Origin of the sequence: Paraburkholderia sp. GAS82 (assembly GCF_050436285.1) — a bacterium.
Classification (GTDB): Bacteria; Pseudomonadota; Gammaproteobacteria; order Burkholderiales; family Burkholderiaceae; genus Paraburkholderia; species Paraburkholderia phenazinium_B.
In genome coordinates this window covers 34,124-54,147 of record NZ_JBNDLX010000016.1, presented here as the reverse complement: position 1 = coordinate 54,147, position 20,024 = coordinate 34,124, and the positions used below count along the sequence as shown (strand labels likewise).

The window sequence follows — 20,024 nt, the reverse complement described above, 5'->3', positions numbered from 1 at the left end:
GCCGTGTATTGATCAGCGACAACTATGTTTGTGAATTGACAATATAGTTTGTGAATTTGCAAATATGTTTGTGAAAAGCTATTACTGGCAACGAAGTCCCCGGGCGAGATTCGAGTCCCCCGCCCGGCGATTTGGCGCGATTTCACTGGCCTGGCAGTCACGTCAGCACGTTGAGGCTCGCACAACGGAGGGCGTGATGCACGCCGGTCTGGCAAAGACAACGCAGATGGGCGACGGTTTTCTCGTGGCGTTTTTTGAGTGCGCGGCTAGAGCGCTAACGGTTTGGACTCGACGACGGCACGTGGTGATGATCTGGACTCTAATCGCCCGGCAGAAAGGTCTTGTTGGGAACATTCATCCCAAACAGCTTCGAGTTCCGCCTGTTCTTCCATTTGCGAATCCGATCACGGATCGGGCTGTTAAGCGTAGTACCGAAGCGTTTGATGAGTGGACTGGGCGCATCACCTTCTACATCAGACCATTTGAAGCGGCCATCGACGATTTTCGCGAGTAGGACAGTTGCGCGCCAAAGATCCACGGGATCGCTTGCAGTGCACATCTGGGCAGCCCAATGGCGAGACCACTGATGGCGTTCCATTGCGTATGTCGCGCCCTCATAGGCGCGCCGGAGAAATCCATGTTCGTCCTTCAGCATCTGGACTGTCTCGATAGCCCAAGGCTCATCAGGTGACAGACCTGCCACCATGACGGCACGCGCGCGATGCGCAGGTTCGGGGCGGTGTCGACGGTCGACGACGTAGTCGCGCAGGACGTTAAGGCGCTCAGACCTGATGGCCGCAAGAACCTCCATGGCGAGGTCATGATCGTTGCCTATCCGGTCGAGTCGAGCGAAGCAGAGGTCTTTCATTTCGGCGCTATCGGCTGCACCCCAAGCCGTGACGGCTTCGAGGTCTACCTTGTCTCGGCCGAACGTGACCCTTACATGTGCGGAGCTCATCCTCAACCGCTCAAACAGCTTCAGGCTCGCGCCTACATTTCTTTTGGATATGACCTCGGCAACGACCAAAGCGATATTGTGCAAATTGCTGAGGGATTTACTGTCCAACCTCAGGATGAGCGTTTGCCAGGTATCCACGAGAGCAGGCGTCACCTTGTCGATTGCCGCGATGAGCGCGACAGTGACAGACTGGATGATAAGCAGTGCTCCAGCCTCTGTCAGGTCCCGCTCGAAGCGGTCAGCCGCTTCCTGACTCTGCTTTCGTCGCTCATACCAGGCGTCGCCGGTTTCGGCGAGCCGCTGAATTCGTTCGTGCGGAATGTCCACTTGCGGCGGCTTTTCGGAGACCTCGAAGATCACGGACCAATGGCGACCCTCGAAACTCTGCTCAATGTCCGGCAGGTTACCAGTGACCTGAAATTCGGCGGCCCTGTGGATGCCCGTATTGAGACGATCAGCGATCGCGATTACGGCCTCGGGTCCAAGGCGTTCGGCGAGGCTCTCATAAGCGGAAGGCGCGATTCGGTCGAGGCACGCCTCGAGGGTAATCGAGCCCTGCTCAGCAGCCAGCACCAACGCTTGCGATCCATGGAGTATTTCGACCTTGTCTGACACGGCGTCGAGCGTCGCAGCACTCCAGCCGCACAGGACGAGGCCTGCGAGCAGGAAGGGATCTGCTGTTGCCTGGATGAGGGCCAACGCTGACAAGCGGACGTGACTGTTTGTCGAGGCCAGTAGCCCGAGCACCATATCCTTGGTACGCGCTGTCAAGGACGTTCGCGAATATTCCGCGAAGCACAAGATGCGGAATTGCGCGACGAAGTTGTTCTCTGTCGTCGCCTGGTCCAGCGCACTCTCCAATTTGGTTTCGTCGATCGGCTGGAAGCTGTAGCCAAGCTCTATTAGAATGGTTCTGTCTTTAGGATGATTGATCAACGCGTCAAACTGCTCGTCACCGGTCATGTGAGGAAACGCCACGCTAAGGGCATATTGGGCAGCAACCCAACCTTCGTCGTTCCTATCCTCGTTCGCATCCAGTACCGCTTGGGCAATCTCACGCGCTTTCTCGACGTAGGGCATCGCGACTCGATCTTCCAAACCAACGGTATGACTTTCGAGCAAGAAGATGGCTTGGCGGAACTCAGGCTGCGCCCGTGTCACGGCTTGGTCCGCCAAGGCTCGTAAGACCTCGACGGCCACCTCGGGGCGGAAGCGAGCGAGGCCTGGTTGGGCGGTCCTGAAGAAATAATCGCCCTGTCTGTTGCCCATCAAGCGGCACAGTTCGGCAGGATTGATTGCCCCATAGGCACTGGCGGTCTCGACAATGTTGTCCGGCTCTTCCGACGCTGGATCGCAGGGATCGGTCGCACAATAGTCCTCGATCGCTCGCCAGCCCCTGATAGGCTCGCGATCCTTGGTCAATTCTTCGGCGATACGACCGGCCTCCTCCGCATCTCCGCTGTCGCCGGTGGCGCGCAGTACATAAACGAGTGCCCACTGCCCTACTTGAGACATGCCGGTCCGGCGTAGCGGCTTGGCCACGTGCCGCAGAGCGTCCTTGGTGGCTGCCCAGTCGACTAGGTTGAAATGTAGGAGATTATCGAAATCATCGTGGTGATCGCGGTAACCGCCATTGAGCGAGGCTGCGAAGCACCAGTTCCTCAGGCTTTCGGCAAAGGGTGCGAGCGGGCGGCCTGCCAGGGCTTGAAAGGCAATGAGACTAAGTTGGCTATAGTCACCGCGACTCTCCTGGGTCATGCCCGCTAAAAGGTCATATTCTGTCGGAGACAAAGATGCAATGGTCGCGGACAGTTGCCCCTCGCGCTCAGCTCGCTTTCTTTCGTATTCTGCCGCGTGCTCTGAATTTCTCGGGATCGGGACCATCCGCTCCGGGGCAAGCGAGTACATATTGAGCCAGCGGTGTATGGCGGCCTCCAGTTCGGTTTCGAAGTCCTTGTTGCCGCTCAGATCGTCGGCGGCGTCAGTCAGCCAGGACAGATTTGAGGCTATACCGCCGGTCAGCGCTGAATACTCGAGGGCCGCAAGAAACGCCTGGGGATTCCGGCCAAACAGGTTACGAAATTCCGGATAGCGTTTCGAATCGAGGTTCTGCAGCATTACGAACGAGCGTACCAGCGATGCCACGACTTCTTGGGGCGCGGCTTCGAGCACCGCCGAGAGAATAGCGCCTAGCAGGATGTCGCTGGTCCTGTCCAGCGCTGCTATTGGATCAAGGATATTGGCGAGTGCTTCGTCGATGCTTTTTTGCTTCCGCAGCGCTTCCCTCGCTGTCCGGACCAACGCAAGTCCCAGCGCAAGTGGTAAGCCTTCATCCTTCAGGACGTACTTGTTGGGATTTTCGTCCAGTACCTCGAAGAAGCGACCTGCCGAGGTAATAACAAACTGTTCAGATATGGTTTGATTGGGACGACCGGCCGTTACTAGGGCAGGCATATCAAATTCGTTAAGGCCGTCGATTTGCCGTTGCTTGAGACGTTGTACGATGTTTTCGGCATGGGTGCAGATGTCGGCCGCAAACTGCTTAGACGAGACGGCGGTGCCCTCCGCGGCAGTGCCGCTGCGAATATGCTCGAAGAGCAGCCGGCTGACGCTCAACTCGCCAAATCCCGTGATTTCTTCGGCCTTGAAGAGGGCGGCCGCAACCCCGAAAATCCGAGGGTTTCGCAGACTGCGAACTATCGCCGCATCGAGGGCGGCGATTGACGTCCCTCGTTCTTTCAGCAGCTCCTCCAGTTCAGCATCAGTCCATTCTGGAACGTCGATCACTACGACCCGGCTGACCAGTTTGTTCTCGAGGTTGTCTCGATAGAAAAGCTGCCGGCAGCTAAAGACCAGCGTACCGCCAAGCTGGGCAACTACCGCGCTCATGGAGTCCATGAACCGCAGCCACTTGACGCTGTCGCGCTGATTTATGCCATCCATAAAAACAACCAATCGTGGGGCGGCGCAATCGGGGTTGCGTTGCCAGCGCTCGAAATGCGAGAGCCAGCGCTCCCTGGCGTCGGATCTACGCGTCTCACCCGTCTGCGTAAGCAGCTTGGAGATCAGAAGGTCTTGACAATATTCAAGCGAAGGCGCGGCATCGATATCGTCGGGCACAATGATGATGGTTAGCGGCGGATTGGATTGATGGCTCCAAGCCTGGGCGAAAATCCAAGATTTTCCATTGCCGTCAGCGCCGAGGATAGCGGTAACGACGCCATCGGGTTTGGCAAAGACCTTATTAGCAACTTTGGTCCTGAGATTCGTACGGTCGATCGTACCTGAAATCGTCGGGTCTTCAGGACTAAGGGCCTGGCCGAAGACGCTGCGGGCGCGCCGTTTGTCCGAAAAGGCCTCTGACAGCCAAGTTACGTTTTCCTTGAGCGCAAAAGCCGGAGCGATACTGGGCTGCCGCAAAATAACCAGAAGCTCGTCTGACCGTGCTTGGAATTGCGGATGCGCGCGCACCGCCGACAATTGGTTATCAAGTTGGGCTTCGTTGATGGAAGTATGCTTGCCGATAAATTTCGTCGACACTTCCGGCGTCATCGCGATAAGGGCAGCGAGTTCCGATAAACCTGTTTCAGGCCAAGCCAACACCATCAGCGCCATCGAAAGCCGCTGCCCGCCATCTTTCAGAGTAGTAATGTGCTGCGCTGAAATAGGGCCAGTGGCTGCGAGGATGTAGAGTTCGGTCGTGCTGCTCTTGTCCGCGGCGATCTCGAGAATCTTCGTATAGATTTTGTCCTTGGGGACCGCATCGTCATAGCGCTTTGCCTCGAACACGATGACGCCACCGTCCAGCGCGGATTGACCGTCCTTGCCATGCTGCGAACCTGCGCTTGCCAGCGCAAAACTTCGCTTGGTTAAATCGCTCAAGACGGCGGCCATGAGACCTTCAAAACCGTCGTCACCGTCCGGTTTCAGCTGTCGGATACTTTGGCGGAAATCTTCGATCAGATCTGACATTGTCGGCGGACTTTAGTTTGTTCTCTTTGATGCGGAACGTGTTCTGGAGGACAACGTTAGCTTGCCCCGAACAAGCCTCGAGTCTAACCGCAATTTTCTCCTTTGAATCGTAAGCGAACGCATGCTGAAGCCGAGCATCTGTCCTAGTCGCGGTGAAAACCCTGATGAAATTAAAGCCAGCCGTTCGCCACTCACTAGCGGCCAGATGTCTGGTCGTCAGCGGCAGCAGACGGGAATGGGGGATCTGTTCGACTCTGAGGGTTTCCTTGACTCTGATGCAGGACATGCCGGGACGGTCGACGTTGACCACTTCTGGCGCATCTATCTAAAAGAGGGTCCGCGGACGATCGATACCCGTGCGTTCGCGGACATCCTTGAGGAAACGGACTGGTTCGAGAGCGACCTGCAGGCATCACTTCTTCGTCTGATCGAAGCCGGGCAAGTCATGAACCTGTCGGTGGACGCGAAGCGGCGCAAAAAGCGCCCGCTTCACTACGAATGGCAGGGAGAGGAACTGCGATGGACTGGCCCCGAGTGAGCGTCCAGCGGTAAGCGTGCGCCTGCAATCTCCACGCGGCCGCACAGCGCAGGATATCACTTGAATGATGTCTTCGGAAACTGATCCCAATGCCGTCCGAGCAGCACGCGCCCGGTCTTGCCTTTGCCGACTGCCGCAACGGACACTTCAGACTGGTCCTGCCGGAAAATCTTAATTGGCGTGCTCTTTCGCAGAGCTTCCGCAACGTATTCCAGCGGCGCCCAATGACCCCATTGTTTGAAATGGAATGGCACTTTTGCTTCGAAGCATTGCTGTTGAATCTCGACAGGCCATCGAGGATCCATAGGTCTCGAGTGCGCGCCGGACTCACCTCCTGCTATCACCCAGTCAACGCGGTTGCCCAGTCGGTTAGGCAGTAGGAAATCTGACAGATCGATCGCGGAACGTAGTGGTTCACAGGAGAGGAAGCGTACGGACGGCGAGGAGAATTGAAGCAGGTGTTTGATCCTCTTGCTCGCGGAAGCCTGGTTCTCTACCGTTGCTCCGAGCCAGACATTGCGCGGAAACTCGTAGCCGACGGGAAGCTGCTTGCGTAGGCGCGCTAAATCGGAAGGCCGACTTGCGTGACTGACTAAGGAGTCGTCCCGAACAATTTGCTTTGCCAACCACCGGCGTTACGGCGTTGGAACCGCGGCAACGTCGCGGTTGAACAAGGCAGCGAGAATGAAGACGCAAAGATGCCGCAGCTTCCTCAGAATCATCCAGAGGTTGGCAACAAGCCCCCAAAGGTTAGTTCCTCGTAGCGCGTGTCGATCAAGCGGCCACCGCAGTATCGTGGTGGGTGGTGGGAAGCGTCTAGATATCGCGTCGAACGACGACAGGCACCCCCTCCAGGTGCGCATAGTGATGCACCACACCCTCTGGGATACATGCTTTCTATGCCGCCGCATCCCAAAGTCTGTCTTTGCGAGTAGTATTCGAACTCTCATGTCCTCCGTCCTTGCTCCTATGGCGCACTCCTACTACTCCCAGCGTAGAGGAACAAATCCAAATCAATCGGGTCTGCCGTTAAAAGATATTATCGATCTTTACATTCGCGTGTACGACCAGATGTCCGAAGATGGATACTTCTGCGAAGCCTTTGGATATGAGTGTGTGGATGCAGGGCATATCAACGGCAACGTGCGCGATATAGATCTCGAGTTGCTCCTCGCCGTTCGTAAGAAAAACCTATGGCCTCCTCATGTCTGTGGAGAAACTTACACGGAAGACGATTTTTTTGACGTCGTCGAATTTCTGTTTCAGCAGGTTTCAAAGCCGATAGACGGCTCCTTTCACAGCTACGCCCAATGTGGCATGCACTGGGAGACGTTCAATAAACAGCAAGGTCAGATCGAGTACCGTGACAAAGTGAACGCTGTGTTGGGCCACTATGCGAAGCCGTTTGAACTGTCAGAGAACGGCGAAATACTTCACAAGCCCCAGCAAGGATTCGAGAAGATATTTGATGCGGACATTCCTTCAAGCGATTCCAATATATCAAATCGAATCAGCGCTGCGATCCTGCGTTACCGCCGCCATGGCGCGACGCTCGATGACCGCAGGCAAGCCGTTCGTGATCTCGCTGATGTACTGGAGTACACTCGTTCCGAGATCAAGTCTCTTCTTACTTCCGCGGACGAAAGGGATTTATTCAATCTCGCGAACAATTTCGGGATTCGTCACCACAATGATCAACAAAAGACCGGATACGACGCAAGTCTATGGTTGAGTTGGATGTTCTACTTTTATCTGGCAACCATTCATGTCATCTTGAGGAAACAGCAACAGAGTCGCGCAGACCATCCGCAGATAGATAAGTGACGGGGGAGTCGGCAGAGGAGTACGCTCGCTCCTGAGTACGGCCACTTCACCGCCGACCGGTCGTTGGGCGCAACGGGTTGAAAGCGATTTAGGGTCGCGTGATGCCCATTGCCGTCTTGCATCGACCGGCCAACATTAGCCATTCGACATCACAGCGTGGGTCGTCGACAATCGAGTTTCCCAATTTCCTGGAAGGTTCCAATGCCACTCGGTCCTGATGCGAAGGAGCTTGCACAAACGCTCATCGACGGCTTGGAGAAAACCTTCCAGAATGCGGATGAGCTCTACGATGAAGCTGTGCACCTCGCAGGGACGGGAGCAGTGGCGCGAGCCCTGCTGCTTCACCAAATATCCCTTGAGGAGTGTGGAAAGGCTGACATGCTTTGCGTATCAGTTTTCTCGCTTCTGGGAGGCGAAAAAATTGACATGAAGCGTCTGACACGAGCCTTTTCGCGCCACGAAGCCAAGAACAAGGCCGATGCCTATTTCCTATCGAAATCGGCATCGGAAGTGGAAGCTGAACAGAGCAACGATACCGCAGCAGCGCACGGAGCTTTCAAGGAGTTACAGAACAGGTTTCACCAAGAGTCTAACGATCTGAAAAACGCCTCGCTCTACGTCGACTTCGACGGTAAATTCATTTCGCCGCGCGACGTCATCAATGGCGAGCATCTTGCTGATATCCGACAACGCAACGCCGAGTTCATGGCGATGGCGCACCACAAGGTGAGCGTTCTCACTAGATGGAAGACGGATCTGGACGCGGCGGCAGACGAAGTGGCGCAGATGTCGATGACACTGGGTATCGACGCCTTGGACCGGAATGACCCCAAAACTCTAAAAAACTTTATGGATTCGCTGCCTGCAAAGCTAGTCGAACTGGCAAGGCAGCGAAAGACGCCCTCGTCGGATGGCGCCTGACCGTCAAGTTCGTTTACTAACAATGTTGGACATCTTCCGAAATGGCGCTCTCTCCAGAAGAATTCGTAAAACGTCTTGATGCCATTTCGGAAAGCGACGGTGTCCCCTACGGTCGCGCGCGCCTTGTTTTCGACGAGGAGCAGAATCACAAACAGGCGATTCTTCGATACCGGGGCTATCTTGCGCTGTCCGATGCTTTCAAGTGTTTTTTTCTCGAAACGGTTGAGCTGGTCAATACGGTTAGTCGTCCCAAAGTGACTGCGCCACTTTCCGAATTTTATGGAATATTCGTCCCTCGTCTTGCCCATGGTTTCCAGTCCTTGTGTGGAGCCGAGCGAATTGCAATCTGTGGCTATCCCTATCACGCCTATACACTGCTTCGGAATACATTTGACAATCTCGCTTTGACCTCAGCGGCTCTCCAAAAGATCGCCGACTTCTATAGCATCGAAGGTATAACCCCAGGCAAACCGCTTGATATCGCGGCTATGAAAAGGCTACGCAAGGACACCGAGTTTGAAGTCCGTCGAAAAATGACTGGCAGCCTTAGTGGCCTCACACAGGAAACCCGAGACGAGCTTGCTCAGTGGGACGCTCTTTTCGACTTTGAAGTTCACGGCGCACGCCTGTCTCTCGCCGGCGCAAAGGGATGGATGAAGGGGCGAGAACCACTCCCAATTTTGCCCCGGTTCGAGGAAGAACAGTTCGCGCTGTTCATGAATCGGTATTGCGAAGTCGGCTGGATGCTACACAGGCTAACGCCTGCAATCCAGTCGTCTGATGCTCCATTCCCAGCAGCTTGGATGGAGAAATGGCGCGTGCTCGACGACTCCTTTCAAATTACCGTCAACTCCCTCACGAAGCAATTAGGGAAGAGGATTGGCGCTGCGATTGTAGAGTTGGTGAACACAAAGTTTCCATTCAATGAGCATTCGACCTTTCCGCTCTAAGTAAAAGAGCCTGGGTTATACGGGCCAACATTGCGGAAAACTAAACTTTTGAGACTCACATGACTCCCAATGGCTCCGGTGCACCCGAGGGCGAGCTACTCACCCGGCCGGCGAACCAACTGCTTGATGATTTCGGCGCAGGAAAAGCCTCCCCAGGATCAGGCAGTGCGGCCGCGCTGATGGGGCTGCTCGCGGCCAAGCTGATTCGTACGGTATGCAGAAAAAGTTTGGAAAAAGAAGAATGCCGGCCTGTCGAGCGTCTCCTGCAGCACATCCACGGGCAAATGGACGCTATCGAGCCAAAGCTGCGGTTGCTGTTCGAAAAAGATGCAAAAGAGTTTGACGAGGTGGTCCGGTTGCGGATTGCGCGCAATGCGGCGACTACGCCAGAAGCCAAAAGCGCCTTCTCTCGCCAGTCCAACGATCTCTTGGAGGTCGCGACCGATAACGCATTCCAAACGGTCGAACTGTGCATGACTTTAATCGACCACGGTGTAGCAGTCTTTGAGAACGGTTGGCCGCTCGTGCGCGGCGACTCGGGGGCGGCAATCAGCGCAGCCATGGCTGCCGTCATGTCCGGCATCTTCATCGCAAACCTGAACCTTAAGTCGTTGCGCGCAAGAAACTACGCCAGGGATCACATCGACCGGTGCGCGGATCTGTACGCCGAGCTTCAAAGAAAGCAGGAGACTGCGTTTCGCTGCGTTACCTCCCTCAATGCCGAGGCGCTCGCATCACTGCAGCTGGATCTCCCGCTTCCGGTCACCGATAGTGCCTCGGCCGACGTATTAAGCGAAACGAATACTCCAAAAACACTTTTAAGCGACACGCCCCCTTGACTTGGCGAATGCGAAGCGATGGTCCTATGTTGGGCGCAGGTGGCTAACGCTCAAGGGAGCGCAGCGTGTACGAAACGATTGAAGATATCCACGCTCTTCGAGACGTCGTGGCCGAATCAGTCAGCCTCGAGTTCAAAGCTGGAGCCAAACTTCACTCCAATCTTGGGGAGCGGCAGGACATCGCCCAATTCGCGCGATGAGATCCGATTTTCACAAACATATTTGGCTGCTCCAAGGGCATTCAGGCTGGTTTTCACAAACTCCGATCCGATCAGGGATGTCCGCAAGTCGTTGATTTTATTGGCGCGATTTTCACAAACATCTTTGTGTAGAATCATATATCGGAGCGCGCGCTGACCTCGGTTGGCGTGCTCCTAAGCCGGCCCAAAAACCACCGCCCCCACACCCGCAACATGCGTAAAACTCCGAACAAACCGATACACCTGATCCCCGACCTCTAGCCTGTTCACCCCAGCCCGCGTCAGTTCAAGTATCTCGTCGGCCACGCCTACTGCGATAGTTCCCTGGCGACCCAACGGATTCTCCTCATCCCCCGGGTCACCAACATAAACTGAACACACCCCGGCCTCGTGCCGCATCATCACGACGGACTTCCCTTTGTCCAGCGCGAGGTCGAGGTATTTGATCAGAGCCAGCAGAGACTCCGGCGTCGCGTCCTGCGGACTGTTCACCAGCTCGGAAGAAGTAGTCATTTCGCTGTCCCTGTCGAAGGTGCCTGTCCTGAAGAAGGAAGCTCGCACGGCTCCACTATAAGCAGCCATCCGCAGATTCGGAACATGTTTGCGCGGACATTTGCCGCGAGACGAGCTGCCGCCAGCTGAGTCGTCAACCGGCAAGCACCCACCCGCGCCCCATCGAAAATCCTCGTCATCGTTCAGAAAGGTTGCATCCAATTTACTTTCAAACGATAATGATTCGCATTAATATTCGTAATATTTCCGGCGCACCATGGTCCAAACCGGTCCGTATCGCGCCGAGCTGGCGTTCGGTACGGGGAAAATCTTCATGCATGGCGGTATGCGGTACAACCTTTTGGCGACTCGACGTAGACGAAACTGGATCGGCACACTACTCGCGGCGAGCGTGATCACCACTTCCGCGCAGGCGGCGGACACGGCCGAGGTGCCCGACAGCACCGCGAAAGCAAACGCAGACAGCAGCGTCAAAAGTGGCGCGAAAGCCACCGCAAGCACCACCGCGGACAACGCCAGCCAACTCGCCCCGGTGAAAGTCATCAGCGAGAAGTCCAAACATTTCGCTCCCTCGAGCATCGAAACCGGCCCCTACAAGGGCCTCGACGCGCTCGACGTGCCCGCAACCGTCAACGTGGTGACGCGCGATGTGATGGACGCCCAAGGCGATACCGGTCTCTACGACGCGCTGCGCAACGTAGCCGGCGTAACTCGCCTGCAGTTGAACGGTCTCGCGTACGACAACCTGGCGATCCGCGGCATCGCGCTCGACAACCGCTCGAGCTACTACATCGACGGCATCCTGCCGATCGACAACAACGTCTGGATGCCGATGGAAGACAAGGAGCGCGTCGAAGTTCTGAAGGGCGCGTCGGCGCTCTACTACGGCTTCACCGTTCCAGCCGGCGTCGTCAACATGGTCATGAAGCGGGCGGGCGCCGAGCCCGTCACGAGCGTGACGGCGCTCGCCGACTCGAACGGTTCGTACGGCGTCGCGGTCGATCTCTCCCGGCGCTTCGGACAGGACAACCAGTTCGGCATTCGCGTCAACGCGATGGACGAACACGTCGAGACGCCGATCGACGGCGATCGTGGCTACCGCAAGTTTGTCAGTGCCGCGCTCGACTGGAAACTGAACAGCAAGCTCAAGCTGCAATACGACTTCGAGCACGTCGAATCGAGCATCGTTGAACAGGCGGGTGTCGTGCCGCTCACCGCAAAGAACGGCGTCATCACGCTGCCGGCGATACCCGATCCGTCGAAGCTGCTGGTCAGCAACGCGCATCCGACCAGATCGAGCGCCGATACCCAGCTGCTGCGCGCCGACTACGCGCTGTCCGAAAACTGGAACGTGGACTTCTCGATCGGCCAGTCGATCACACGGCGCGACCGTTGGGCCTGGGTGTTCCAGAAGTACAGCGTTGCGACGGGCGCCGGCAGCTTGCAAGCCAGCGAGCAGAACGGCCAGATGTACGAGAACAAAAACGTACGGCTCGAAACGACCGGTGCGTTCAAGACGGGCCCGATCGGTCACACGCTGACGGCCGGCGTCATGCAGAACTGGTTGTTCCAGCCGGACTTCACGACCTACTTCTACACGGCGAGCCAGAATCTCTACGACCCCGTGTCGATCACTAAGCTGACCGCGAGCGGCACGCCGAAGCAGTTCTACGCGCAGCACATCCGCAACAGCGGCGTGTACCTGTTCGACCAGGTCGACCTGACCTCGCGTCTGCAATTCATCGCTGGCGTGCGCCGCTCCGAATATATGAGTTCGCAGCTGGGCACGCCGAGCCAGGACATCAACAGGACGTCGCCGTCCGGCAGCCTCAGCTATCGCCTCACGCCCAACACGAGCGTCTATGCAAGCTACGTCGAGGCGCTCGAGTCGGCCGGCAGCGCACCGTCCACGGCTGCAAACGCCAATCAGATCCTGCCAGCGGCCGTGAGCCGGCAGGAGGAAGTGGGCGTTCGCACCCGGGTGGCGGACCGTGCGCTGGTGTCGCTCGCGCTCTTCAATCTGCGTCAGCCCTCGGCCGATACGAATGCCGACAACGTCTACGTCATGGACGGCAACGCACGTTTTCGCGGCATCGAGTTTTCGGTGCAGGGCGATGTGACGAAGGACATTTCGTTGACGGCGTCGACGGTCTATCTCGACGCGAAGCAACTCGACTCGTCGGATTCGACGCTGGTCGGCAAGACGCCGGAAAACACACCGCACGTCACGGCGAGTCTGTTCGCCGAATATCGCGTGCCGGTGCTCGCAGGCCTGTCGGTCAACGGCGGGATGTACTACGTGGGGCCGCGTCCGGTGAACAGCGCCGATCAGGCGTGGATCGGCGGCGCCACGATTTACACCGCGGGCTTGCGTTACGCGACGCGTGTGTACGGCAAGCGCGTGTCGTTCCAGGCGAATCTGGAAAACGCCACCAACAAGCGCTACTGGAGCGCGGCGGGTTCGAATCAGCTCGCGGTCGGCCTCGGCCGCACGCTCGAACTCACATCCACCATCGACTTTTGATCAACAGGTATCCGATGAACGACCTCGCGACCCGTACCGGCGCAGATACGGAATTCAAAGACCGGCCTCGATCCCGCGCCAGCGGCTCGCGTTCGTTTCGCAGCACCTTTCTCAAATGGCTGCGCAAGGTGCACGGCTGGATCGGTCTGTGGGGTGCGGTGCTGGGTTTGCTGTTCGGTGTGACCGGTTTTCTGCAGAATCATCGCGCAACGATGAAGATCAAGGTCGGCGGTCCGGTCGTTTCGACCGTGCAGATGCCTGTGGATGCGGCGCAGTTCAGGACGCCGCGCGAACTGGCCGGCTGGCTGCGTACCGAACTGAAACTCGACCGGCCCGCGGAGCGCGTCACGCGTGATCCGTCCGGCCCAGTCACGTGGGGCGATCAGTCGGTGATTCAACCGGAGCATTGGGAGGTGCGCTTCAACGCGCCGAACTATCTCGTCAGTGCGGACTACTGGAAGGGCGGCACGTTTGTTAGCGTCGAACGGCGCGATCAAGGCCTCGTTGCGACGCTCGAAGGTTTGCATCGCTCGACGGGGGCGGGCGTCGGCTGGATTCTGCTTGCCGATTCGATGGCCGGTAGCATGATTCTGCTGTCGTTGACCGGTGTGATTTTGTGGACCGAACTGAACCGCAGACGCACGATCGGAGCGGTGATTTTCATGTCCTCGATCGCTGCAGTGATTATCCTGGGCATTCAGACGCTTTAGCGTCTTAGCGAGCCGCACCGGGCTGATGAGCCCTGCGGGCTTGTCGCCTGGACCGGCGCAGACGGCGCGCCCGGTCCAGGTCGGACTCTTCAAAAAGCCGTTGCTAGAGCGAGCTCGCTCGGCCGCGACTGAAAAGACGAATAATGAAGAGCAGAATAACTGCGCCAATGAGCGCCGTTATCAGCGAGCCGATAATGCCGCCGCCCAGATGCAGGCCGAGCGCTCCGCCAAGCCATCCACCTATGAAGGCGCCGACAATCCCGACAATGATGTCGACGACGATGCCGAAGCCGCCACCGTCGACGATGCGCCCCGCCAAGGCACCAGCAATGCCTCCGATAATTAGCCAGAAAATGATGCCATGTGAGACCGGGTCCATATTTACCTCCTGATGGGCAGAATCCGCGCTAGCGGCGAACAAGCATTCCGGTCGTGAGACCGCCCGTTCAGACGGGCACAAAGCGTGAACCGGACGGATTCCTTAAGGATCTCCAGCCGGTTTGCCGGGAATGGGTTACTGCTGAGCAAGTGGCGTGCCTCGCCGTTACCCTCAGGCAGGCCGGGTAGTGACCGGACGCCGAAACGCGACTGAAACACAGTGAACACCGGCTTCAAGCCCTTTTTTATTTATTTTTTTGCTGTTGCGCCCGCCTTGCGCGGAGCCGGATACTGAATCTGCCCGTGTTGTCTCCTCTGCGGGTGCATCAATTTGGCCCGCGCCATGCGGGCCTCTTTTGAGCGAAGTAAGCAGACGCTAGCCAGTGGATTGGTCATTTGATTCCGGAGGCGCCATGGAAGTCTGCGAAAGATGTGCCGACATTGACGGATGCCCGGTTGATACTCAACGTCAGGATGGTGTGACGTTGATCGGCGTGGCCGAGTGCAACGGTACGCTCGCACTTGAGCACTACCGCTGCGATGAATGTCAGGCTGTCATCGCCAGGCGTTTCATGGGTGCCACCGAGGAACGTATCTGGAGCGTCATTGAAGGCGGTCGCCGCCCGTCATTACCGCGTTGCAGCGCGTGAAGCGGGATACAAGGCAGCGCGAAATGTCAGCTGTCCGGGCTATCCGGCGCACCACGGTGCGCCGCATCCGCAAACATTTCCTGAAAAGCCTGACGTTGCTCGTCTGTTAAATGCGTCGCGGCCGCGGGCATGGCAAGCGCGATGCGAAGCCTCAGATCGCCCTGATTTCCTGCCTTGTCCGATAATCCGCGCGCCGGGAGACGGATAATGCTTCCCTGCTGCGAGTTCGGCAGAACCGTAATGCGCAGATCGCGCCCGAGCACCTTTGCTTCGATGGACCCTCCAAGCGTCGCAGTCACAAAATCGACCTGCAGTTCTCCGCTCAGGTTCAGTCCTTCACGCGTAAAGTCGGCGCCACATACAACCGCGATCGAGAAGATCGCGTCGCCGGCAGCGCCACCGTTCACACCTGGAAATCCGCCGCCCGCCACGACGAGTCTCTGACCATCCCATGCGCCAGCAGGGACTGCGACGGTGTCCGAGTTCCAGTAGCTTTGCGTCCCCGTGCCGTCGCACGACGGGCACGAATGCTTGCTCGTAGTACGTCCTCCACCGGAGCAGGTGCCGCAACGCATCCCGTCGCCTGTCTGACCCCACCCGCCGCAACCTGAACACTGTGCGACCGTGGACTGGAAGCCCTTGCCCCGGCATCGATGGCAGGTTTCAGTGACTTCATAGCGGGTCGCGGCCTCGCCACCGTTCAACGCCACTTCGACAGGTACGTATAGCTGGGTGAGCCGGTTTGCTCCGCGCATGGGCAGCGGTCCGCGATTCGGTCCATACGCGCCCGCTCGGCCCGATGCAGACCTCGCGGTCCGTTCGGTGTGTCCTGCCCCTGTCGTGTGTTCCTGCTGTTGATGAGCTGCATTGCGAGCCGCGTCATGTGCGCGCGTGCGCATGTGCGGTGGCGCTTCGCGCTCGCCCGTGAGAATCTCGAACGCCTCCTGAACCAGCTTGAATGCCGGCTCGACGTTGGACTCCGCGCCTTTGTTGCGGTCGGGGTGGTACTTCGCCCGCAAGCGCCGATGCGCCCGCTTTATCTCCGCAGGCGAAGCAGTATTTGGCAAGCCCAGTCGTCCGTAGTATTCGTCAAGGCTCACGCGTGTGTTCCTTCGTTTTCTTGCAGAAACAAGACGATCCCCAACGTCAGAAAGAAAGGCGAAGCTGCCGCCAAAATACACGAAACCGAAAGTCTGCGAAATGGGGAGCGGGTACGTCAAAAACAGCAAATCCCTAGGTTATTTTCAATACATCCCTACACCAACCCGCTTTGGCATTCGTGGAAGACGATGCACTCTATTCACCGAGGCGCACCGGGGGCAAGTTTGGCTGTTTGTCGCCAGCGCAGCGGTCACTTCGTCAATTTTTTGTCCCGTAGAATGTGTCCCGGTAACTTGCCCGTCGGAGAGAACCTTGCAGAGAGCCTTCAGTGACGCTGTTCCCAGCAGCGAAACGCTTCTCGCGATCGTCAGAGCGCAGACAGAGATCGCCAAACTGGGACTCGATCTTGGCGGCGTCATGAGTTTCGTCACCGAGCGGGTTCAGCAACTGACGCACGCCGACGGCGCCGTCCTCGAGCTTGCTGAGGGCGATGAAATGGTCTACCGGGCGAGCTCGGGCATCGCTGCCACGCTGCTGGGTTTGCGGCTCAAGCGTAACGGCAGCCTGTCCGGTCTTTGCGTCGAGAGCGGCGAGATCCTGCGATGTGTCGACTCGGAAATCGACGCCCGCGTCGACCGGGAGGCTTGCCGGCGAGTCGGCCTGCGCTCGATGATCGTCACGCCGCTCAGGCATATGGATACGACGGTGGGTGTGCTGAAGGTTGTGGGCGCCGCGGCGGACGCGTTCACTGACGGCGACATTCGCGCGCTCGAACTGATGTCCGAACTGATTGCCGCCGCGATGTTTCATGCGGCGAAGCACGAGACCAGCGAGCTTTATCTTCTGGCTACGCGTGACGCGCTGACAGGGTTGCCGAACCGTGCGCTGTTTTACGACCGGCTGCGGCAGGCGATTCACCTCGCTCAACGGTCTTCGGAACCGCTCGGCATTCTCAATCTCGACCTCAACGACCTGAAACCCATCAACGACCGTTACGGCCACCGGGCAGGCGATGCGGCGATCAAGGCAGCCGCCGATCGCATGCACATGACGGCGCGGCGTTCGGACACGGTGGCGCGCGTGGGCGGCGACGAATTCGCCGTCATCTTGCCCGGTATCCACTCGAAGGCCGACGCCGAGCGGCTTGGCATGCGCATGGTCGAACAGGTGCGTGAGCCGTTCGAGTTCGAGGGGCGCGTGCTCGACCTCGATATCAGTGTCGGCGCAGCCGTACTTCCAGATGACGGCGTCGAGATGACTACCCTCATCGATCGGGCCGATCAGGCCATGTACGAAGCCAAGCGGATGCGAAAAGAAGGGCGGACGTGACGTGGGGCCACGCACGCTCTTCGGTAGTCTGCGTAAAGGCCGACCCCTCGTCGAGCACTGAGCGGTTGAAATGGCTCAAAGCGCTTCGTAACACAGCGCCATCATCCTTTGCACCATGGTGCTCGCCTCGTTGAGTTCCATCTCGCTGGTGAACAGCGCATTCACGCTCGACAGGCGAACCGCGACACCTGCATCCAGCAGGTCTTTGCTGGCGATCTTCAGTGCCAGCTGGCCGATCCGCACCCGGTCGAGCCAGTGCATTTTCAGCCGGTTCTTGTCGAGCCACTGACGGCAGCATTGGACCACATGGTCCACGCGCCATTCGTTAGTCAACGCGTACGACGCGGCAGCAATCGCGACCAGGAAGCACAACAGGTCGGGACGCGCGCTATCAGGCTCGGAGAATTCGGGTTTGTTCATGCCTCTCTGATTGCCGTCGTTGATCAACACCAACACATAGGGCCGTGGCCCCGAGAATCAATACCGCTGCAATATCTACCGGATGTGGCACTGCTCGTTCCGGCCCGGATTAGTATTTTTCCGTATGTTCTGAAGATTTGCTGCCTCTTTTTCGAGCATCGGTATAATACGACCTTCTCCTCTCGAACGTTATCCGCTCATGAGCCGACTACTTTGTCTGATCATGCTGTCGCTTTGTTTCATGCAGAGCGCGATGGCCGAAGAGAGCGACCACGACCGTATCTCGGAATATCTGACGCAAAAGTTCGGCCTCGCCAAGGCGAAGGCCGAGCAAATCTCGTCCGCCGTTCAGTCTGCCGCAGCCAAATACTCGCTGCCGCCGGCGCTTCTGCTGGCGATCATCTCGATCGAATCCCGGTTTAAAGAAAAAGCCAAAGGCCCGCGTGGCGCCACGGGCCTGATGCAGGTCGTACCGGCCGCACACCGCGGGCTGCTGCGCAACGTCAAAGACCTGACCGAGCCGACCGCCAATATCGAGGCGGGCTCTGCCATCCTGCACGGTTACATGCAATCGGCTGGCGGCAATATGAGTCTCGCGTTGAAGAGCTACGGCGGTTCGATGGCTTACGCGCAGATGGTGAGCACACGGGTCGAGACGTTTGCGCCGGTTGTCGCCGAACAGGGCGGCGCGGCGCGTTCGGTCGCGGACGACGCAGCATGCGACGGCCACGCGGCCGACTGCGCCACATCCGTTGGTGGTGCTCGCACGTTCTACATTCCTTCGGCAAGCGCGGTGCCGGGTTCGTCTTCGATCGGTCTGTCGGCCGCTGGCACGGCTTCGGCCGCGCCTTGATCCGATGACCTGACCTTACCGGTCGGGCAAGCCGCGTAGCCCCGAGGCGCACGAGGCATTCCGATGACCGGCCCGCCGCCTCAGTCGGACCACTGGCCATTCTGACATCGCCCCGCACACCACGCTGACGGAAAGCCTACAAACCTTTTTGTTTCAACGTGTTACGCGCTTTGCCCATTGTTTTCGCTCTGTCAGGCAACCGCTCTACAATGCATGCCATTCGACGTTAAGTAGTCTGCCTTCCGGAATCATGCGTACCTCATTTTCTAAAGCTACCGTAGCCTCGTTGTTTGGGCTGCTCGGGCTTGCCGCCTGTTCAAGCTCGTCACAACCGAAATTCCAGCAGGAACAGTTCGATACGGGCGCGAGCCCCTTCGCCCGCAATTTCAACGCTAGCACCGCCGACACCTGCGAAGCCGCGCGTCGCGCGCTGCTGAGCCAGGGCTACATGACGACATTGACGCATCCCGATACCGTCGACGGCACCAAGAACTTCCAGCCCACCGGCGATTCGCACGTGATGGTGGAGTTTCACGTCGTTTGCACGCCGGGTGAAGAAGCCAGCGACACGAGCATCGTCTACGTGAATGCGGTCCAAGACGGCTTTGCGATGAAGAAAAGCGATACGTCGGCGAGCGTCGGTCTGAGCATCATCGGTTCGGTGTCGTTGCCGATCCGCTCGAACAACGACGAGATGGTGAAAATCTCCAGCGAGACGATTCCGTCGGGCAAGTTCTACGATCGCTTCTTCGGGCTCGTCGATCACTATCTGAAGACGGTTGTGCGCACTGACCCTGTCAAGTCGAGCGTTGTGACAAGCACGCCGCTTCCCGCCGCCTCGACGGTGACCACGGCCGCGCCCGTACCGATCGTGCCGGCGCCAATGATGGCGGCCAACCGGGTGGTGGCCCCGCCTGCGAGCGCATTGAACACGCCGGTTGCATCTGGCACGCCGGTGGCTCCTGTATCGTCTGTGGAGCCGGACATTCTGGGCCGCCCGGATTTGACGCAGCCAGCCAGTGCGCCCAGCGTCAGCCCATAAGAACGCGTGGTGCTGGTAATCGGTTGATCGGGGCTGAGTTTTTTGCCCCGCGCACTTTTTTCCAGGCGCGTACGGCCGCAGAGTCCCGAGCACCACTCCGTATTTCTCCCCCTTCAAGATTGTCGCCGGCGCGCCGTTTAACCGGTGTCACTGCGGTGCGGTTCCGAATCAGGTGCCGCCCGGCCAGTCGCCAGTCCCATCAGTGCGTTGCGGTCGCCAGCGCACATACCGCACTGCGCCAATGCGCGCACATTGAGGTCGGGCGGCGCAGACGCCCGGCGCGCACGAGTTTGATCGTGACT

17 protein-coding genes and 1 pseudogene are annotated in these 20,024 nt (G+C 58.2%); 11 read left to right on the top strand and 7 right to left on the bottom strand.

Annotated elements, in window-relative coordinates; all coding sequences use genetic code 11:
- Positions 1-319: 319 nt before the first annotated feature.
- Positions 320-4,930: a hypothetical protein gene (locus P3T17_RS35330; protein ID WP_429411566.1), complete on the bottom strand. Its 4,611-nt coding sequence runs from the start codon at positions 4,928-4,930 to the stop codon at positions 320-322.
- A 121-nt stretch (positions 4,931-5,051) separates the two neighbouring features.
- On the opposite strand from P3T17_RS35330, the gene P3T17_RS35325 reads away from it, so the two are divergent.
- Positions 5,052-5,468, top strand: a complete 417-nt coding sequence (locus P3T17_RS35325) for a hypothetical protein (RefSeq protein WP_429411564.1) — start codon at positions 5,052-5,054, stop codon at positions 5,466-5,468.
- A gap of 56 nt (positions 5,469-5,524) precedes the next feature.
- Here the strand turns inward: P3T17_RS35325 and P3T17_RS35320 are convergent.
- Positions 5,525-6,025, bottom strand: a pseudogene (locus tag P3T17_RS35320) (DUF5131 family protein); the annotation flags it as partial.
- Positions 6,026-6,416: 391 nt separating this feature from the next.
- On the opposite strand from P3T17_RS35320, the gene P3T17_RS35315 reads away from it, so the two are divergent.
- From P3T17_RS35315 to P3T17_RS35300, 4 genes are all read left to right on the top strand, one after another.
- Positions 6,417-7,292: a hypothetical protein gene (locus P3T17_RS35315; RefSeq protein WP_429411562.1), complete on the top strand. Its 876-nt coding sequence runs from the start codon at positions 6,417-6,419 to the stop codon at positions 7,290-7,292.
- A gap of 201 nt (positions 7,293-7,493) precedes the next feature.
- The gene (locus tag P3T17_RS35310) at positions 7,494-8,213 is read left to right on the top strand and encodes an AbiV family abortive infection protein (RefSeq protein ID WP_429411559.1); all 720 of its coding nucleotides are present in this window, start codon (positions 7,494-7,496) and stop codon (positions 8,211-8,213) included.
- Between the two features lie 41 nt (positions 8,214-8,254).
- Entirely contained in the window at positions 8,255-9,163 is a 909-nt protein-coding gene (locus P3T17_RS35305) for a hypothetical protein (RefSeq protein WP_429411557.1), read from the top strand.
- A gap of 59 nt (positions 9,164-9,222) precedes the next feature.
- Complete coding sequence (locus tag P3T17_RS35300) at positions 9,223-10,002, top strand: cyclodeaminase/cyclohydrolase family protein (protein WP_429411555.1); 780 nt, start codon at positions 9,223-9,225, stop codon at positions 10,000-10,002.
- Positions 10,003-10,118: 116 nt separating this feature from the next.
- On the opposite strand, the gene P3T17_RS35295 is transcribed toward P3T17_RS35300, so the two are convergent.
- Positions 10,119-10,340: a hypothetical protein gene (locus P3T17_RS35295; protein WP_429411553.1), complete on the bottom strand. Its 222-nt coding sequence runs from the start codon at positions 10,338-10,340 to the stop codon at positions 10,119-10,121.
- A 36-nt stretch (positions 10,341-10,376) separates the two neighbouring features.
- Positions 10,377-10,715 (bottom strand): hypothetical protein, encoded by a 339-nt coding sequence (locus P3T17_RS35290; protein ID WP_429411551.1) that lies wholly within the window; start codon positions 10,713-10,715, stop codon positions 10,377-10,379.
- Between the two features lie 256 nt (positions 10,716-10,971).
- Between P3T17_RS35290 and P3T17_RS35285 the strand changes: the two genes are divergently transcribed.
- Entirely contained in the window at positions 10,972-13,239 is a 2,268-nt protein-coding gene (locus P3T17_RS35285) for a TonB-dependent receptor (RefSeq protein ID WP_429411548.1), read from the top strand.
- A 14-nt stretch (positions 13,240-13,253) separates the two neighbouring features.
- Positions 13,254-13,949, top strand: coding sequence for a PepSY-associated TM helix domain-containing protein (locus P3T17_RS35280; protein WP_429287796.1), 696 nt, complete (start codon positions 13,254-13,256; stop codon positions 13,947-13,949).
- A 103-nt stretch (positions 13,950-14,052) separates the two neighbouring features.
- Here the strand turns inward: P3T17_RS35280 and P3T17_RS35275 are convergent, their stop codons facing one another.
- Positions 14,053-14,328 carry a GlsB/YeaQ/YmgE family stress response membrane protein gene (locus tag P3T17_RS35275; protein WP_074262751.1) on the bottom strand — a complete coding sequence of 92 codons (276 nt, stop codon included), beginning with the start codon at positions 14,326-14,328 and terminating at the stop codon, positions 14,053-14,055.
- Positions 14,329-14,740: 412 nt separating this feature from the next.
- Between P3T17_RS35275 and P3T17_RS35270 the strand changes: the two genes are divergently transcribed.
- A complete protein-coding gene (locus tag P3T17_RS35270) occupies positions 14,741-14,977 on the top strand; it encodes a hypothetical protein (protein WP_429411546.1) in 237 nt (78 codons plus the stop codon).
- A gap of 26 nt (positions 14,978-15,003) precedes the next feature.
- Here the strand turns inward: P3T17_RS35270 and P3T17_RS35265 are convergent, their stop codons facing one another.
- Positions 15,004-16,077, bottom strand: coding sequence for a DnaJ C-terminal domain-containing protein (locus P3T17_RS35265; RefSeq protein WP_429411544.1), 1,074 nt, complete (start codon positions 16,075-16,077; stop codon positions 15,004-15,006).
- 313 nt (positions 16,078-16,390) lie between these two features.
- Here P3T17_RS35265 and P3T17_RS35260 point away from each other — a divergent pair, with 313 nt between their 5' ends.
- Positions 16,391-17,407, top strand: a complete 1,017-nt coding sequence (locus P3T17_RS35260) for a sensor domain-containing diguanylate cyclase (RefSeq protein WP_254368718.1) — start codon at positions 16,391-16,393, stop codon at positions 17,405-17,407.
- A gap of 75 nt (positions 17,408-17,482) precedes the next feature.
- Here P3T17_RS35260 and P3T17_RS35255 read toward each other — a convergent pair whose 3' ends face one another.
- Positions 17,483-17,827 carry a hypothetical protein gene (locus tag P3T17_RS35255; protein WP_429287798.1) on the bottom strand — a complete coding sequence of 115 codons (345 nt, stop codon included), beginning with the start codon at positions 17,825-17,827 and terminating at the stop codon, positions 17,483-17,485.
- Positions 17,828-18,026: 199 nt separating this feature from the next.
- Here P3T17_RS35255 and P3T17_RS35250 point away from each other — a divergent pair, with 199 nt between their 5' ends.
- Together P3T17_RS35250 and P3T17_RS35245 are read left to right on the top strand one after the other, a co-directional pair.
- Positions 18,027-18,680: a lytic transglycosylase domain-containing protein gene (locus tag P3T17_RS35250; RefSeq protein ID WP_429411542.1), complete on the top strand. Its 654-nt coding sequence runs from the start codon at positions 18,027-18,029 to the stop codon at positions 18,678-18,680.
- A 250-nt stretch (positions 18,681-18,930) separates the two neighbouring features.
- Complete coding sequence (locus tag P3T17_RS35245; protein ID WP_429411540.1) at positions 18,931-19,722, top strand: DUF2242 domain-containing protein; 792 nt, start codon at positions 18,931-18,933, stop codon at positions 19,720-19,722.
- The last annotated feature ends 302 nt before the right edge of the window (positions 19,723-20,024 follow it).